Origin of the sequence: Pseudomonas sp. EggHat1, from assembly GCF_014892995.1 — a bacterium.
GTDB classification, from domain to species: domain Bacteria; phylum Pseudomonadota; class Gammaproteobacteria; order Pseudomonadales; family Pseudomonadaceae; genus Aquipseudomonas; species Aquipseudomonas chaetocerotis.
Map to the genome: position 1 here is coordinate 114,942 of NZ_JACKQK010000006.1, position 16,066 is coordinate 131,007.

Annotated in this window: 12 protein-coding genes and 1 tRNA gene; 7 read left to right on the plus strand and 6 right to left on the minus strand. The window is 64.2% G+C overall.

Annotation, left to right across the window (positions count from 1 at the left end; translation table 11 throughout):
* The first annotated feature begins 79 nt into the window (after positions 1-79).
* Positions 80-1,129 carry an HlyD family secretion protein gene (locus tag INS93_RS12005; protein ID WP_192982164.1) on the plus strand — a complete coding sequence of 350 codons (1,050 nt, stop codon included), beginning with the start codon at positions 80-82 and terminating at the stop codon, positions 1,127-1,129.
* Positions 1,130-1,178: 49 nt separating this feature from the next.
* Positions 1,179-2,672, plus strand: coding sequence for an MDR family MFS transporter (locus tag INS93_RS12010; protein ID WP_192982420.1), 1,494 nt, complete (start codon positions 1,179-1,181; stop codon positions 2,670-2,672).
* 401 nt (positions 2,673-3,073) lie between these two features.
* Here INS93_RS12010 and uvrB read toward each other — a convergent pair whose 3' ends face one another.
* A complete protein-coding gene (uvrB, locus tag INS93_RS12015; protein ID WP_160016679.1) occupies positions 3,074-5,089 on the minus strand; it encodes an excinuclease ABC subunit UvrB in 2,016 nt (671 codons plus the stop codon).
* A 245-nt stretch (positions 5,090-5,334) separates the two neighbouring features.
* Between uvrB and INS93_RS12020 the strand changes: the two genes are divergently transcribed.
* Both INS93_RS12020 and INS93_RS12025 read left to right on the plus strand, forming a co-directional pair.
* Positions 5,335-6,531, plus strand: coding sequence for an amino acid aminotransferase (locus tag INS93_RS12020; protein WP_192982167.1), 1,197 nt, complete (start codon positions 5,335-5,337; stop codon positions 6,529-6,531).
* 227 nt (positions 6,532-6,758) lie between these two features.
* A tRNA-Asn gene (locus INS93_RS12025) sits at positions 6,759-6,834 on the plus strand.
* A gap of 421 nt (positions 6,835-7,255) precedes the next feature.
* Here the strand turns inward: INS93_RS12025 and INS93_RS12030 are convergent.
* The 5 genes from INS93_RS12030 to INS93_RS12050 all read right to left on the minus strand — a co-directional run bounded on the left by INS93_RS12030 (position 7,256) and on the right by INS93_RS12050 (position 12,373).
* Positions 7,256-8,863 (minus strand): malate:quinone oxidoreductase, encoded by a 1,608-nt coding sequence (locus INS93_RS12030; RefSeq protein WP_192982170.1) that lies wholly within the window; start codon positions 8,861-8,863, stop codon positions 7,256-7,258.
* 297 nt (positions 8,864-9,160) lie between these two features.
* Positions 9,161-9,844, minus strand: coding sequence for an LrgB family protein (locus INS93_RS12035; protein ID WP_160016681.1), 684 nt, complete (start codon positions 9,842-9,844; stop codon positions 9,161-9,163).
* Positions 9,841-10,194, minus strand: a complete 354-nt coding sequence (locus INS93_RS12040) for a CidA/LrgA family protein (protein ID WP_017674822.1) — start codon at positions 10,192-10,194, stop codon at positions 9,841-9,843. Before INS93_RS12040 ends, INS93_RS12035 begins: the two co-directional genes overlap by 4 nt.
* Complete coding sequence (locus tag INS93_RS12045; protein WP_192982173.1) at positions 10,191-10,709, minus strand: DUF934 domain-containing protein; 519 nt, start codon at positions 10,707-10,709, stop codon at positions 10,191-10,193. Before INS93_RS12045 ends, INS93_RS12040 begins: the two co-directional genes overlap by 4 nt.
* Positions 10,706-12,373, minus strand: a complete 1,668-nt coding sequence (locus tag INS93_RS12050) for a nitrite/sulfite reductase (RefSeq protein ID WP_192982176.1) — start codon at positions 12,371-12,373, stop codon at positions 10,706-10,708. Before INS93_RS12050 ends, INS93_RS12045 begins: the two co-directional genes overlap by 4 nt.
* On the opposite strand from INS93_RS12050, the gene INS93_RS12055 reads away from it, so the two are divergent.
* From INS93_RS12055 to mapR, 3 genes are all read left to right on the plus strand, one after another.
* The gene (locus INS93_RS12055; protein ID WP_192982178.1) at positions 12,372-12,701 is read left to right on the plus strand and encodes a hypothetical protein; all 330 of its coding nucleotides are present in this window, start codon (positions 12,372-12,374) and stop codon (positions 12,699-12,701) included. The genes INS93_RS12050 and INS93_RS12055 overlap by 2 nt on opposite strands.
* A 12-nt stretch (positions 12,702-12,713) precedes the next feature.
* On the plus strand, positions 12,714-14,126 hold the full coding sequence (ccoG, locus tag INS93_RS12060; RefSeq protein WP_192982181.1) for a cytochrome c oxidase accessory protein CcoG: 1,413 nt from the start codon (positions 12,714-12,716) through the stop codon (positions 14,124-14,126).
* A gap of 355 nt (positions 14,127-14,481) precedes the next feature.
* The gene (gene mapR / locus INS93_RS12065; RefSeq protein ID WP_192982184.1) at positions 14,482-15,894 is read left to right on the plus strand and encodes a GntR family transcriptional regulator MpaR; all 1,413 of its coding nucleotides are present in this window, start codon (positions 14,482-14,484) and stop codon (positions 15,892-15,894) included.
* Positions 15,895-16,066 lie beyond the last annotated feature (172 nt).

The following is a 16,066-nucleotide window of genomic DNA, read 5'->3' on the forward strand; positions in this document are numbered from 1 at the left end:
CCAAGCCGAGAGTCTACTAGCGAAAAGGGAACGCTGTTAAATTTACTTACATTTCTCCGACGCATCCCGAGCCTCAAGCATGCCCGCCAAACTGCAACGCCGCCTTCTTGTATTCGTGATCCTGCTGGCGTTGATCGCCGGCGCCCTGCTCGCCCACTGGCTGCTGATCGGTCGCTACCACGAGAGCACGGACAACGCATACGTGCAGGGCGAGATCACTCGCGTCTCCAGCCAGTTGAACGCACGAATCGAGAAAGTACTGGTACGTGACAACCAACACGTGGAGGCCGGCCAACTGCTGGCCGTTCTGGAGGACGCCGACTTCCGGCTGGCTCGCCAGCGCGCCCTCGCGGCTCTGCAAACCCATCAGGCCGAGCGCGCCCAGGCGCAGAGCAAACTCGACCAGCAGGCCAGCCTGATTGCCGCCAGCCAGGCCGACGTCGCAGCCAGCCAGGCCACCCTGGACCGCTCCAGGCTCGATCTCGGCCGCGCACAGACCCTACGCAAACCGGGTTACGTCTCCGAAGAGCGCGTCACCACCCTGGCCGCCGACAACCGCGTGGCCCGCTCGCAAGTGGCCAAGGCCCAGGCCGATCTGCAGGCTCAGCGTCAGCAGATCGCCAGCCTGGAAGCCGAACTCAAGCGCCTGGACGCACTGATTCTTTCCGCCCAGGCCGACCTGGAACAGGCCGATCTCAACCTGTCGCGCACGCAGATCCATGCGCCGATCAGCGGCCTTGTCGGCCAGCGTTCGGCCCGCGAAGGCCAGGTGGTGCAGAGCGGCGCCTACCTGCTGTCGCTGGTGCCGGATCAGGACATCTGGATCCAGGCCAACTTCAAGGAAACCCAGATCGGCCGCATGCGCCCGGGACAGAAAGCCGAACTGCTGTTCGACAGCTACCCCGATACGCCCATCGAAGGCCGCATCGACAGCCTGTTCGCCGCCTCCGGCGCGCAGTTCAGCCTGCTGCCGCCGGACAACGCCACCGGCAACTTCACCAAGGTGGTGCAGCGCATTCCGGTCAAGCTGACCTTCGCCGCCGACAATCCGCTGCACGGTCTGATCCGCCCCGGTATGTCGGTGGAAGTCAGCGTCGACCTGCGTGGCGACGAACACCATGGCGGGTGATGCGCTGATCCGCCCCACGGCGGAACCCAGCCGCCGCGACTGGATCGCCGTGATGAGTGCCATGCTCGGCGCCTTCATGGCGGTGCTGGACATCCAGATCACCAACTCCTCGCTCAAGGACATCCAGGGCGCGCTGTCCGCGACGCTGGAAGAAGGCTCGTGGATCTCCACCTCCTACCTGGTGGCCGAGATCATCATGATCCCGCTCACCGCCTGGCTGGTGCAGCTGCTCTCGGCGCGGCGCCTGGCGGTGTGGGTATCGGTGGGCTTTCTGATCGCATCCTTGCTCTGCTCCCTGGCCTGGAGCCTGGAGAGCATGATTCTGTTCCGCGCACTGCAGGGCTTCACCGGCGGCGCGCTGATCCCGCTGGCGTTCACCCTGACGCTGATCAAACTGCCCGAGCACCACCGCGCCAAGGGTATGGCCCTGTTCGCCATCACCGCCACCTTCGCCCCCTCCATCGGCCCAACGCTGGGCGGCTGGCTGACCGAGAACTGGGGCTGGGAATACATCTTCTACATCAACGTGCCGCCCGGCCTGATCATGATTGCCGGCCTGCTCTATGGCCTGGAAAAGAAGGCGCCGCACTGGGACCTGCTGAAAACCACCGACTACGCCGGCATCGTCACCCTGGGCCTGGGCCTGGGCTGCCTGCAGGTGTTCCTCGAGGAAGGTCATCGCAAGGACTGGCTGGAGTCGCAACTGATCGCGGGGCTCGGCAGCATCGCGCTGGTCAGCCTGATCCTGTTCGTGCTCCTGCAGATCTCGCGGCCCCACCCGCTGATCAACCTCGGCGTACTGCGCGAACGCAACTTCGGTCTGGCCAGCATTTCCAGCCTTGGGCTCGGCGTCGGTCTCTACGGCTCGATCTACGTGCTGCCGCTGTACCTGGCGCAGATCCAGGGCTACAACGCCATGCAGATCGGCGAAGTGATCATGTGGATGGGCGTGCCGCAGCTATTTCTGATTCCGCTGGTGCCCAAGCTGATGAAGATCATCTCGCCGAAATGGCTGTGCGCCCTGGGTTTTGCCCTGTTCGGCGCGGCGAGTTTCTTCTCTGGCGTGCTCAACCTGGACTTCGCCGGCGAACAGTTTCAGCACATCCAGATCATCCGCGCCCTGGGCCAGCCGCTGGTGATGGTCACCGTGTCGCTGATCGCCACCGCCTACATCCTGCCGCAGGACGCCGGCTCGGCCTCCAGCCTGTTCAACATCCTGCGCAACCTCGGCGGCGCCATCGGCATCGCCCTGCTGGCCACCCTGCTGGATGCTCGCGCCAAGGTCTATTTCGACTACCTGCGCGAATCCATCGTGCCGACCAACCCGCAGGTCGAAGAACGCCTGCACCTGCTGACGCAGACGCTGGGCAGCGAACAGGCCGCCCTGGCCAAACTCAGCCAGATCGTGCACGAACAAGCGGTCATCATGGCCTACAACGACGCCTTCCACTTCATCGGCATCGCCCTGGGCGTGAGCATGCTGGCAATCCTGCTGACGCGAAAGCTGCCGCAGAACATGGCAGGCGGTAGCGCGGCGCATTGAACCTACTCTGTAGGAGCCGCGCCCCGCGGCGAATCGAAAGAACACCGCAAAGCCAAAAGCTTCGCGCCGGGGCGGGGCTCGAACAGGACCGTAGTCCGGATGTAATCCGGGGAGCCCGGGCTGCTGGCCCCGGATTGCATCCGGGCTACGCGGTCTGCGGTATCAACCTTTGTGGGAGGCGCTTTAGCGGCGATGGTTTGTCGCGGCTGAAGCCGCTCCTACAGTTTGCGGCGGTCTTCTAGGCGGGGCATTTCGCGGCTGAAGCCGCTCCTACACACATTCCACAGCCACCCCCCCCTGACGGAGCTGCGCCACGCGGCGAATCGAGAGAACACCGCAGAGCCAAAAGCTTCGCCCCGGGGCGGGGCTCCTACACGGCAACCCCGCGCCACGCGACAACATCAAACCTGCAACAACCGATCCCTCAGCTTCTGAATCTCGTCACGCAACTGCGCTGCGGCCTCGAACTCCAGGTCGCGCGCCAGGGCGTACATCTTCTCTTCCAGCTGACGAATACGCTTGGTGATCTCGCTCGGCGAGCGCAGCTCGTTCTCGTAACGCGCGCTCTCCTCCGCCGCCTTGGCCATGCCCTTGCGCTTGTTGCTGCGCGAACCTGGCACCACGGCACCTTCGAGGATGTCCTTGACGTCCTTCTGCACGCCCTTGGGCACGATGCCATTGGCTTCGTTGAAGGCGATCTGCTTGGCACGGCGCCGTTCGGTCTCGCCGATGGCGCGCTGCATCGATCCGGTCATGTTGTCGGCGTAGAGAATCGCCCGGCCGTTGAGGTTACGCGCCGCGCGACCGATGGTCTGGATCAGCGAACGCTCACTACGCAGGAAGCCTTCCTTGTCCGCATCGAGAATCGCCACCAGCGACACCTCGGGCATGTCCAGGCCCTCGCGCAGCAGGTTGATGCCCACCAGCACATCGAAGGCGCCGAGGCGCAGATCGCGAATGATCTCCACCCGCTCGACGGTATCGATGTCCGAATGCAGGTAGCGCACCTTGACGTCATGATCCCCCAGGTAATCGGTCAAATCCTCGGCCATACGCTTGGTCAGGGTCGTGACCAATACGCGGTCCCCCGCCGCCACGCGCAAACGAATCTCCGAAAGCAGATCATCGACCTGAGTGCGCGCCGGACGCACCTCGATCTGCGGGTCGACCAGGCCCGTCGGTCGCACCAACTGCTCCACCACTCGCCCGGCATGCTCGCCCTCGTATGGCCCAGGCGTGGCGGAAACGAAAATGGTCTGCGGGCTGGCCGCCTCCCATTCCTCGAAACGCATCGGTCGGTTATCCAGCGCAGAAGGCAGACGAAAACCGTACTCCACCAGTGTTTCCTTGCGCGAGCGGTCGCCCTTGTACATCGCGCCGACCTGCGGCACCGAGACGTGGGATTCGTCGATCACCAGCAGCGCCTCGTCCGGCAGATAGTCATAAAGAGTGGGTGGCGGCGCGCCGGATGGGCGGCCCGACAGATAACGCGAGTAGTTCTCGATACCGTTGCAGTATCCCAGCTCGAGAATCATCTCCAGATCGAAGCGCGTGCGCTGCTCCAGGCGCTGCGCCTCCACCAGCTTGTTCGCCCCACGAAGGTACTCCAGGCGCTGCTGCAGCTCGACCTTGATGTGCTCAACCGCCTCCAGCAGCGTTTCACGCGGCGTGACGTAGTGGCTCTTGGGGTAGAAGGTGAAGCGCGGCAGCTTCTGGATCACCTCCCCGGTCAACGGGTCGAAGGCACTGATGCTCTCCACTTCGTCATCGAACAGCTCGACGCGAATGGCTTCGAGATCCGACTCCGCCGGGAAGACATCGATCACATCGCCACGCACGCGGAAGGTGGCACGAGCGAAATCCATATCGTTGCGCGTGTACTGCAGCTCGGCCAGGCGCCGCAGCAGCGCGCGCTGATCCATCTTGTCGCCACGGTCGAGGTGCAGCACCATTTTCAGGTACTCCTCGGGGCTGCCCAGGCCATAGATAGATGACACGGTGCAGACCACGATGACGTCCTTGCGCTCGATCAGTGCCTTGGTCGCCGACAGGCGCATCTGCTCGATGTGATCGTTGATCGAGGCATCCTTCTCGATGAAGGTGTCCGACGACGGCACATAGGCTTCCGGCTGGTAGTAGTCGTAGTAGGAGACGAAGTACTCCACCGCGTTGTTCGGGAAGAACGCCTTGAACTCGCCATAGAGCTGCGCCGCCAGGGTCTTGTTCGGCGCCAGAACCAGCGTCGGGCGCTGCACTTGAGCGATCACGTTGGCGATGGAGAAGGTCTTGCCCGAGCCGGTCACGCCCAGCAGGGTCTGGTGCGACAAACCGGCCTCCAGCCCCTCGACCATCTGCCGGATCGCCTCGGGCTGATCGCCGGCAGGTTTGAAGCGGGTCACCAACTGAAACTCGGACATGCAGCACCTCGACAAATGGCTGTGACGCATCCTCTCGGACTGCGTCAAAAGCCATGAATTGCGGGGCGATTCAGCGATAGTTCCAGGTAGAGTCAAATTACCTGGCAAAAGGCCTTAATTCAGGGCTTTGCGCTGTCGCCCCCTGGATTCAGGGCCGTTATACTAACGCCCCGTTTACGCGCCCCCTAGCGCTTTTGTCGGGGACGCCTGGCCACCCACCCCTCACTCGAGTTGCCGCACCCATCATGAGTCTCTTCTCTGCCGTCGAAATGGCTCCGCGCGATCCCATCCTGGGCCTCAACGAAGCATTCAACGCCGACACCCGCACCACCAAGGTCAACCTTGGCGTGGGCGTCTACTACAACGAGGAGGGGCGAATTCCGCTGCTGCGCGCCGTCGCAGAAGCCGAAAAAGCGCGTATCGAGGCCCACGCGCCGCGTGGCTACCTGCCGATCGAAGGTATCGCCGCCTATGACAAGGCCGTGCAAGAACTGCTGTTCGGCAAGGGCGCCGCGCTGATCGAAGCCGGCCGTGTGATCACCACCCAGGCCCTGGGCGGTACTGGCGCACTGAAAATCGGCGCCGACTTCCTCAAGCGCCTGCTGCCGGACGCCACCGTGGCCATCAGCGACCCGAGCTGGGAAAACCACCGTGCCCTGTTCGAGTCCGCCGGCTTCCCGGTGCAGAACTACCGCTACTACGATCCGTTCAGCAACGGCGTAAACCGTGGCGGCATGCTCGAAGACCTGCGCAACCTGCCGGCCCGCTCCATCGTCGTACTGCACGCCTGCTGCCACAACCCGACCGGCGTCGATCTGCAGCTGGAAGACTGGAAGGCCGTGCTGGACGTGCTGCGCGAGCGCGAGCATGTGCCCTTCCTCGATATCGCCTACCAAGGCTTTGGTGACGGCATCGAGCAGGACGCCGAAGCCGTACGCCTGTTCGCCGAGTCGGGCCTGGAGTTCTTCGTCTCCAGCTCCTTCTCCAAGTCGTTCTCGCTGTACGGCGAGCGTGTCGGCGCCCTGTCGCTGGTCACCAGCAGCCGTGAAGAGTCGACTCGCGTCCTGTCGCAGCTCAAGCGCGTGATCCGCACCAACTACTCCAACCCGCCGACCCACGGTGCCACCGTGGTCGCCAGCGTACTCAACAGCCCCGAGCTGCGCGCCATGTGGGAAGCCGAGCTGGGCGAAATGCGTGACCGCATTCGCAGCATGCGCCTTGCCATGGTCGAGCAACTGGCCTCACTGGGCGCCAAGCGCGATTTCGGCTTCGTCGCCGAACAGCGCGGCATGTTCTCCTACTCCGGCCTCACCGTGGAGCAGGTAGAGCGCCTGAAGGAAGAGTTCGGCATCTACGCCGTCGGCACCGGCCGCATCTGCGTCGCCGCGCTGAACAAAGGCAACCTGGACAGCGTCACCCGCGCGATCCACGCCGCGCTGTAAGTCTCTGCGATAAACAAGAACGCCGGCCCATGAGCCGGCGTTTTTGCATGCACCAAAGCCATACACCTGCAGGAACGGCTTCAGCCGAGATCTGTCGCGGGCCAACTGCTGTCGCGGCTAAAGCCCCTCCCACGACACCACCGCTGAACACCCCGAATTCTGACCACATAGATATCGCGGCAAAGTGTTGACTTCTCTTTTTTAATCAGTAACATACGCGCCGTTGTTCCGCGATAGCTCAGTCGGTAGAGCAAATGACTGTTAATCATTGGGTCCCTGGTTCGAGTCCAGGTCGCGGAGCCAAATTCAAGAACCCAGCCTAACCGCTGGGTTTTTTATTGCCTGCGGACTCTCACCAGGGACCATGTCCCAGGTTATTCGCTTCGCTCACCCCTCCGGGGCCGCGCTGAAGCGCGTTCAGCTGCGCTGTCGAGTCCAGGTCGCGGAGCCAAATTCAAGAACCCAGCCTAACCGCTGGGTTTTTTATTGCCTGCGGACTCTCACCAGGGACCATGTCCCAGGTTATTCGCTTCGCTCACCCCTCCGGGGCCGCGCTAAAGCGCGTTCAGCTGCGCTGTCGAGTCCAGGTCGCGGAGCCAAATTCAAGAACCCAGCCTAACCGCTGGGTTTTTTATTGTCTGCGGACTCTCACCAGCCTGCGAAAAACCAGAAAAAACCCGCCGAGCGCAGGACGCAGGGCGGGTTCTGGTGCAACGTGATTGCCTTACAGCGTCACGGCTGCCGGCTCGGGCTCAGCGGCCATTTCCACGTCCGGAGCCACTTCGATGTGCTGCAGCTCGAGACGCTCGCTGCTCCACTGGCGAATGCGGTTGGTCAGCGCCAGGTCATCGTTCAGCTTCTGCCCGTAGGACGGGATGATGCCCTTCAGGCGCTCCTGCCACTCAGGGGTGGCGACCTTGTCGGCGAACGCCTTCTCGATCAGGTGCAGCATGATCGGCGCAGCAGTGGACGCACCCGGCGAGGCGCCCAGCAATGCGCTGATGCTGCCATCGGCAGAGGTCACCACTTCGGTGCCGAACTGCAGCACGCCACCCTTCTCGGCATCCTTCTTGATGATCTGCACGCGCTGGCCAGCATTGATCAGTTCCCAATCGGCATCCTGCGCCTGTGGGAAGTACTCGCGCAGCGAGGCCATGCGGTCTTCCTGGCTAAGCATCAGTTGACCCATCAGGTAGGTGCTCAACGACCAGTTGTCCATGCCGGCATTGACCATCGGCATGAAGTTGTCGGTGGTCATGCTGCTGAACATGTCGAGCAGCGAGCCGTTCTTGAGGAACTTGGTGGAGAAGGTGGCGAACGGGCCGAAAAGCAACACGTTCTCGCCGTCGATCACACGGGTGTCCAGGTGCGGCACGGACATGGGCGGCGAGCCGACCGAAGCCTTGCCGTAAACCTTGGCCAGGTGCTGAGCCACGATGTCCTGGTTACGCGTCATCAGGAACTGGCCGCCGACCGGGAAGCCCGCGTAGCCCTCGGCTTCTTCGATGCCGGACTTCTGCAGCAGCTTGAGCGCGCCACCACCGGCGCCAATGAAGACGAAGCGCGCGTTGATGCTCTGCTCGGCGCCGTCCTTGGCCAGGTCGGCCACGGTCACGCGCCAGGTGCCGTCATCGTTGCGCTGCAGGTCGCGAACTTCGTGCTCCAGGTGCAGGCTGGCCTGCTCCTTGCCGATCAGCGAGTCGATCAGCTGACGGGTGATTTCGCCGAAGTTGACGTCGGTCCCAATGGCCATGCGCGTGGCAGCGACCTTCTGCTGCGGATCACGACCTTGCATGACCAGCGGCACCCACTGCGCGATCTGCGCCTGGTCCTCGGTGAACTCCATGCCACGGAACAGGTTGCTGTGCTGCAGCGCAGCATGGCGCTTGCGCAGGTATTCGACGTTGTCGTCACCCCAGACGAAGCTCATGTGCGGAGTGATGTTGATGAAGCTCTTGGGCTTGCTCAGCACCTCGCGTTCGACCTGGGTGGCCCAGAACTGCTTGGAGATCTCGAACGACTCGTTGATGGCGATGGCCTTGCTGATGTCGATGCCACCGTCGGCGGTTTCCGGGGTGTAATTCAGCTCGCAGAACGCCGAGTGGCCGGTGCCGGCGTTGTTCCAGCCGTTGGAGCTTTCGGCGGCTACCTTGTCGAGGCGCTCGTAGATTTCGATGCTCCAGTCCGGCTGCAGCTCGTGGAGGTAGGTGCCGAGGGTGGCGCTCATCACGCCAGCGCCGATCAGCAGCACGTCGACGGTTTTCTCGGGCTCGCGGGGCTTGGAGCAACCGATCACGCTGAGACAAAGCAGCGTCAGCAGGATTTTTTTCATGGGACAGTCCAGTTCATCGCACGACGACAACAGCCGTGCAGGCAAGGTTTCGGGCAGCGGCCGTTTGGGCCGCACATGGGCGATAGCCGCAGATCTGCGGCGCGGCGGGAGGAAGGGTGTTTCCAGGCCTCTTGGCGGGCATATTCCGATCGCGCCGCGGACTGGAGCAATATGCGTGCCGCTGAAAGGATTCAGCAGCCCCGATGCGGCTTTCTGCCACACAGCAGATTCCAGGCTGGCGGGAACTCGCCAGTTCCACGGGAGTAGCCCCCTGGAAATGGCGGAATCCCGCCCGAATCAGGCCAACAGCAGTGGCAATAGCAAGGCGGTGCCGATCCCCAGCAGGCTCATCGCCAGGGCGGCGAAAGCGCCGCACTCCTCGCCTTCCTGCAAGGCATGCGCGGTGCCGATGGCATGGGCATTGATACCGTAGCTAAGGCCACGGGCCGCCGGGTGATCCACCCCGGCCCAGCGCAGCAGCAACGGCCCCATGGCCGTGCCGATCACGCCGGTAAGCATGACCATCACCGCCGCCAGCGAAGCGACACCGCCAATCTGCTCGGCCACCGGCATGGCAATCGGCATGGTCACGAACTTCGGCGCCAGGCTCATCACCACGCTCCAGTCGGCGCCCAGCGCCCAGCCGATGGCCAGGGTCAGCGCCACCGACAGAGCACCACCGGCCGTGAGGGTGATCATCACCGGCCAGAACAGTTGGCGGATGCGCTTGATGTTGTGCTGCAGCGGCACTGCCAGGGCAACGGTGGCCGGCCCCAGCAGCCAGGCCACGGGCTCGGCGCCGGCGCGGTAGGTGGCGTAATCCACCCCACAGAGCAGCAAGGTGGCGACGATCAGCGTCACCGATACCAGCACCGGCTGCAGCACCAGCCAGCCGCTGCGGCGATAGAGCCAGGCGGCGATCAGAAACGCCGCCAGCGTGAGGGCGATGGCGAACAGCGGATGATGAGTCAGCAGCGTCATCCCTTGCGCTCCTGACGGCGGATCAGCGTCTGCAACAGCCAACCGCAGAACGGTACGGTCACCAGCAGCGACAGCACCAGCGCCGTGGCGATCACCGGCAGTTCACCGAGCAGCAGGTCACTGCTGGTCATGATCCCCGAGGCTGGAACGGCCAGCAGCAGCGGCAGGTAAGGCAGTAAACCACCTGCGGCCTGCTGCAGCGGCTCAGGCACGGCGCCGCGCCACATCAGCCAGACCGAGAGCAGCAGCAGGCCGATGATCGACGCTGGCAGCATCGGCAACAGCCAGTGATTGAGAGCTACGCCGAACAACTGCAGCAATACCAGCCAGAACAGGCCACGCACCATCATGATCTCGACTCCTCCTTATGGCGCCCCCGACGAAACAGCGGACGCGGCTCGATAACCGAGCGACCATACAACACACTGAGCCCTTGCAGGCCCTTGAGTGCATCCTCCAGCGATTTGTCGGCGCGTACGGCGAAGGCATCGAAGCCGCACTGGCGCATGTGCGCCAGTTGGTCGCGCAGTACATCGCCCACCGCGCGCAACTCACCGCGCCAACCCAGTCGGGTACGTAGCAGGTAGGCCTGGCTGTAGCCACGGCCATCGCGAAAGCTGGGGAAGTCGATCGCGATCAGCGGCAGGCTGGCGAGAAACGGCTGCAGCGCCTCCGGCTCGTCATCCACCTGCAACAGCAGGCCGTCGGCGCTAACCACCCTACCCTCCAGCACCGCAGCAGGCTGCCGCTCGCGCCAGGCTGCCAGCGGCAGGATCAGCGGCGCGTCCCCTTCAGCATCGAGTTGCCAGGGATCATCACTGACGATGCAGGCCTGGCCCTCGACCAGGCGAATCAGGTTGTTCATGCCACCTCCTCGCGGCTGTACACGCGCTCCTTGAATGGCTCCAGGCCGATGCGCTGGACGGTGTCGAGAAAGCCCTCGTTCACCTCTCGGTAATCGACGTAGGTACGCACGATGCGCTCGATCACCTCGGGCACCTGTTCGGCGGCGAACGACGGGCCGATCACCTTGCCCAGCGCCGCCTGCTGGCCCTGGCTGCCGCCTAGGGTGAGTTGGTACCACTCGCTGCCGTTCTTATCGACGCCGAGGATGCCGATATTGCCGATATGGTGATGGCCGCAGGCGTTCATGCAGCCGGAGATGTTCAGGCTGATATCGCCGAGGTCATGCAGGTAATCGAGGTCGTCGAAACGCTGCTGGATGGCCTGGGCAATGGGGATCGACTTGGCGTTGGCCAGCGAGCAGAAGTCGCCACCGGGACAGGCAATGATGTCGGTAAGCAGGCCGGCGTTGGCCGTGCCCAGCCCCGCCGCCTGCGCCTCGCTCCAGAGCGCATGGAGATCGCTCTTGCGCACGTCGGGCAGCACCAGGTTCTGTTCGTGAGCGACGCGAATCTCGCCGAAGCCGTAGCGCTCGCTCCAGTCAGCCAGCGCGTCCATCTGCTCGGCGCTGACGTCACCGGGCGGTGCACTGATGCCTGGCTTGGTCGACAGCACCACGCTGAGGTAGCCAGGCACCTGATGCGCCATGACGTTGCGCGACACCCAGCGGGCGAAGGCCTCGTCGCGCGCCAGGTGCGTGCCGAAGTCGAGGTCGAGGGCGTCCTGCGGCACGTAGGCCGGTTTGTGGAAGGAGGCGGCGACGCGCTGGTACTCGTCATCGGTGAGGCGCGCCGGGCCATCCTTGATCGGCTGCCACTCGCGCTCCACCTCGGCGGCGAAGGCGTCGATGCCGAGGGCCTTGACCAGGATCTTGATGCGCGCCTTGTACTTGTTGTCGCGCCGGCCGTGGCGGTTGTACACGCGCAAAATGGCCTCGACGTAGGACAGGCAGTCCTGCCAGTGCAGGCCCTCGCGCAGAGTCTGGGCGATGATCGGCGTGCGTCCCAGGCCACCACCGACCAGCACACGCAGGCGCAGTTCGTTGGCCACATCGCGATAGAGCTGCAGGCCGATGTCATGCACCTGCACCGCTGCGCGGTCCTGTTCGGCCGCGCACAGGGCGATCTTGAACTTGCGCGGCAGGAACAGAAATTCCGGATTGATCGTCGACCACTGCCGAAGGATCTCGGCCAGCGGGCGTGGGTCGAGGTACTCGTCGGCGGCGACGCCAGCGAAGGCTTCGGTGGTGATGTTGCGCACGCAGTTGCCGGAGGTCTGGATGGCATGCATGTCGTGCTCGGCCAGCCAGTCGAGGATGTCCGGCACGCGCTCCAGCTCGACCCAGTTGAACTGGATGTTCTGCCGCGTGGTGAAGTGCCCGTAGCCCCGGTCGTACTCGCGGGCGATATGCGCCAGCGCGCGCATCTGCCTGGCCGACAACGTGCCGTAAGGGATCGCCACACGCAGCATGTAGGCATGCTTCTGCAGGTACAGGCCGTTCTGCAGGCGCAGCGGCAGGAACTCCTCCTCGCTCAGCTCGTCGGCCAGGCGCCGCTGTACCTGGTCGCGGAACTGGGCGACGCGCTCGCGCACCAGCGCGCGGTCATAATCGTCGTATTGGTACATGCCGGCAGGCCTCCTGATCACGGGGCGTCGACTATGCCTGCCGGGCGCGTACCGAAAACAGCGCCAGAAAAGCCTTAAAAAACCGGATCAGATCGAGACGAGAGTGGCCGGCGCAGAGCACGTATTGGCGCGGCGCGATGTCGCAGGGTGGTCTCTGCATCGCTCGACATTGAGGCTCCTGGCGCCAGAAGTGACGCGGTTCGGCGGCCGGTCAGCGGTTTTACCCGGAGCACCACTCGATCATCTGATCCGCTTTTTTATCGAAAACCTGAGTCTGTTTTGCGAACAGTTCCACTCGGATCATGGCGCCAGCCTGATAAACGCCTGATGAGGGCACGACATGACCGATCTGATCCCCGTGCGGGCCGTCGAGAGCATCGACCCCGCCAAACCGATTCGCCTGACACCGGCCCAGGCCGGTGGCCCGATCCACACGCGCAGCTTCACCGGGCGCTTTCGCAACCTGCGCCTGCTCGGCGCCGGCCTGCTGTTCCTGCTGTTCTTCGGTACCGCCTGGATCGACTGGAACGGCCGCCAGGCCGTGCTCTGGGACCTGGATAACCGCCAGTTCCATATCTTCGGCGCGACCTTCTGGCCGCAGGATTTCATCCTGCTCTCGGCCATCCTGATCATCGCTGCCTTCGGCCTGTTCTTCATCACCGTGCTGGCCGGCCGCGTCTGGTGCGGCTACGCCTGCCCGCAGAGCGTATGGACCTGGGTCTTCATGCGCGTCGAGCAGATCACCGAGGGCGACCGTGGCCAGCGCATCAAACTCGATGCCGCGCCCTGGTCGCTGCAGAAACTGGCTCGGCGCAGTGCCAAGCACGGCCTGTGGCTGGTGGTGAGCGTGGTCACGGCGATGGCCTTCGTCGGCTACTTCACGCCGGTACGCCAGTTGACGCTCGACCTGGCGACCCTCGAAGTCGGCGCCACCACGGCGTTCTGGGTGCTGTTCTTCACTGCCGCCACCTACATCAACGCTGGCTGGCTGCGCGAGAAGGTATGCCGCGACATGTGCCCCTACTCGCGCTTCCAGAGCGTGATGTTCGACAGCGATACGCTGGTCATCTCCTACGACGCCGCCCGTGGCGAGAACCGTGGCCCGCGTCGCAAGGACGCCGACTACAAGGCCGAGGGCCTGGGCGACTGTATCGACTGCACGATGTGCGTACAGGTCTGCCCCACCGGCATCGACATCCGCGACGGCCTGCAGCTGGAATGCATCGGCTGCGGCGCCTGCATCGACGCCTGCGACAGCGTGATGGACAAGCTCGGCTATGCCCGCGGCCTGGTGCGCTACAGCTCCGAGAATGAGCTGGCCGGCGGCAAGACCCACTGGCTGCGCCCGCGCCTGATCGGCTACGCGGCGATGCTGGCGGTGATGATCGGCGCCTTCGTCTGGGCGCTGGCCGAGCGGCCACTGATCTCCCTGGACGTGACCCGCGACCGTGGCCTGTTCCGTGAGAACGCCCTGGGCCAGATCGAGAATATCTACAGCCTGAAGATCATCAACAAGACCCAGCAGCCACGCAGCTACGCCATCTCGCTGGCCCAGGCCGGCGACTTCGAACTGCATGGCCCGAGCACACTGAAGCTGGCGCCGGGGGAGATTCGCGACCTGCCGGTGAGCGTCGCGCTGACGGCATCGCACAACGCGGCCGGCCCGCAAACCCTGCGCTTCGAGGTAAGCGATCAGGCCGATTCGCAGAGCCGCGTGAGCACCCAGAGCACCTTCCTCGCGCCGTTGCGTTGAGGCCTCGGATGCAATGGCTATGTCCCTGTTAGCTGTTGCCGGGGTTCCAAGGAAGGCTCGGGAGCCAGGCAGGGTGGGCTTTACACCGCTGGTGGGCTAAAGCCCACCCTTGTATCTACGGACTGTTCACTTAATGAAAGATGAATGCGATCAATCCCCTCTCCCCTCCGGGGAGAGGGGAGCAAGCGTCGCAGCCCGGATGCAATCCGGGGCGGTTCAAGGTCCTTCCCCAGGTTGCATCCGGGCTACGGTTGCCACAACCGTGATACGTCCCCCTTCACGAGGCACTGCCATGTCTGCCGCTCACCCCGTAAAGTGTTCGCCCGTACCCTTTGCCTCGGTGAACCAGGACAGGATGAAACGCTACGAAAAATTCGCCGACGAGCTCGCCGAGCTGATCCGCACCGGCGTGCTCGGCCCCGGCGAGAAGGTGCCCTCGGTACGCCATGCCAGCCGCACCTACGGGGTCAGCCCGTCCACCGTGTTCCAGGCCTACTACCTGCTGGAGGATCGCGGCCTGATTCAGGCGCGCGCACGCTCCGGCTACTTCGTGCGTGAACACGCCAAGCGCCCGCTGCACGAGCCGGAACTGACTGCCCACGCGGCGCAGACCACCGAAGTGGACGTCAGCGAGCTGGTGTTTTCCGTGCTCGCCTCGCTGAAGGACCCGCACACCGTGCCCTTCGGCTCGGCATTCCCCAGCCCCGACCTGTTCCCCCTGCCGCGCCTGGCCAAGAGCATGGCGCACGCGCTGCGCAGGCTCTCGCCACACGAGATCATCGCCGACATGACCGCCGGCAACGCCGACCTGCGTCGACAGATCGCCCTGCGCTACATGGTCAGCGGCGTGATGCTGCCGATGGAGGAGCTGGTGATCAGCAACGGCGCCATGGAGGCGCTCAACCTCTGCCTGCAGTGCGTGACCCAACCGGGCGACCTGGTGGCCATCGAGTCGCCGACCTTCTACGCCTGCCTGCAGGTGCTGGAGCGGCTACAGCTCAAGGCCGTGGAGATTCCCGTGCACCCGCGCGAAGGCATCGACCTGGGCGCCCTGTCGGAGAGCCTCAAGCAACTGCCGATCAAGGCCTGCTGGTTCATGAGCAGCCTGCAGAACCCGCTGGGCGCTAGCATGAGCGAGACCAAGAAGCAGGCGCTGTACGAACTGCTGGTCGAGCATCAGGTGCCACTGATCGAGGACGACGTATACGCCGAGCTGTACTTCGGCAGCCACCCACCCAAACCGGTGAAGAGCTTCGACCGTGAAGGGCTGGTGATGCATTGCAGCTCCTTCTCCAAGAGCCTGGCGCCGGGCTATCGCATCGGCTGGGTGGCCGGTGGGCGTTATGCCGAGCAGATCGCCCGACTCAAGCTGATGACCACCATCTCGCCTTCGGTACCGGCCCAGGCGGCGCTGGCCGACTACCTGCAGCACGGCGGCTACGACCGCCACCTGCGCAAGCTGCGCCACGCCCTGGAAATGCAGCAGAGCGCGATGCTGGCCTCGGCTGCCCGGCACTTTCCTGCCAGCACGCGGGTCACGCGGCCGGCGGGCGGTTACTTCCTCTGGTTCGAGTTCCCCGAGCGCCTGGACTCGCTGCAACTGCTGCGTCTGGCGCTGGCCCAGGGCATCAGCCTGGCGCCGGGGCCGATATTCTCCGCCAGCCAGGGGTTTCGTCACTGCGCGCGGCTGAACTACGGCCACCCCTGGAGCCCGCGCAGCGAACAGGCCATGGAGGTGCTCGGGCGCCTGGTGGCGGGGTTGCTCTGACACCTGGTGCGCACCCTAGGATCAGCGGTGCCCTTCGTAGGGTGGATGACGCCGTTTTCATCCACCATCCCGGCATCCACGGTGGATCGGTGAAGCGTGATCCACCCTACGTCTGGCTACGCGCACCCCAGCATCAGCGGCGCCCTTCGTAGGGTGGATGACGCCGTTTTCA

What these genes read in the sequence shown, in the direction of transcription:
- INS93_RS12005 (WP_192982164.1), top strand. Translation starts at nt 80, where the DNA reads ATGCCCGCCAAACTGCAACGCCGCCTTCTTGTATTCGTGATCCTGCTG.
- uvrB (WP_160016679.1), bottom strand. Translation starts at nt 5,089, where the DNA reads ATGTCCGAGTTTCAGTTGGTGACCCGCTTCAAACCTGCCGGCGATCAG.
- INS93_RS12020 (WP_192982167.1), top strand. Translation starts at nt 5,335, where the DNA reads ATGAGTCTCTTCTCTGCCGTCGAAATGGCTCCGCGCGATCCCATCCTG.
- INS93_RS12030 (WP_192982170.1), bottom strand. Translation starts at nt 8,863, where the DNA reads ATGAAAAAAATCCTGCTGACGCTGCTTTGTCTCAGCGTGATCGGTTGC.
- INS93_RS12035 (WP_160016681.1), bottom strand. Translation starts at nt 9,844, where the DNA reads ATGACGCTGCTGACTCATCATCCGCTGTTCGCCATCGCCCTCACGCTG.
- INS93_RS12040 (WP_017674822.1), bottom strand. Translation starts at nt 10,194, where the DNA reads ATGATGGTGCGTGGCCTGTTCTGGCTGGTATTGCTGCAGTTGTTCGGC.
- INS93_RS12045 (WP_192982173.1), bottom strand. Translation starts at nt 10,709, where the DNA reads ATGAACAACCTGATTCGCCTGGTCGAGGGCCAGGCCTGCATCGTCAGT.
- INS93_RS12055 (WP_192982178.1), top strand. Translation starts at nt 12,372, where the DNA reads ATGCCGGCAGGCCTCCTGATCACGGGGCGTCGACTATGCCTGCCGGGC.
- INS93_RS12050 (WP_192982176.1), bottom strand. Translation starts at nt 12,373, where the DNA reads ATGTACCAATACGACGATTATGACCGCGCGCTGGTGCGCGAGCGCGTC.
- ccoG (WP_192982181.1), top strand. Translation starts at nt 12,714, where the DNA reads ATGACCGATCTGATCCCCGTGCGGGCCGTCGAGAGCATCGACCCCGCC.
- mapR (WP_192982184.1), top strand. Translation starts at nt 14,482, where the DNA reads ATGAAACGCTACGAAAAATTCGCCGACGAGCTCGCCGAGCTGATCCGC.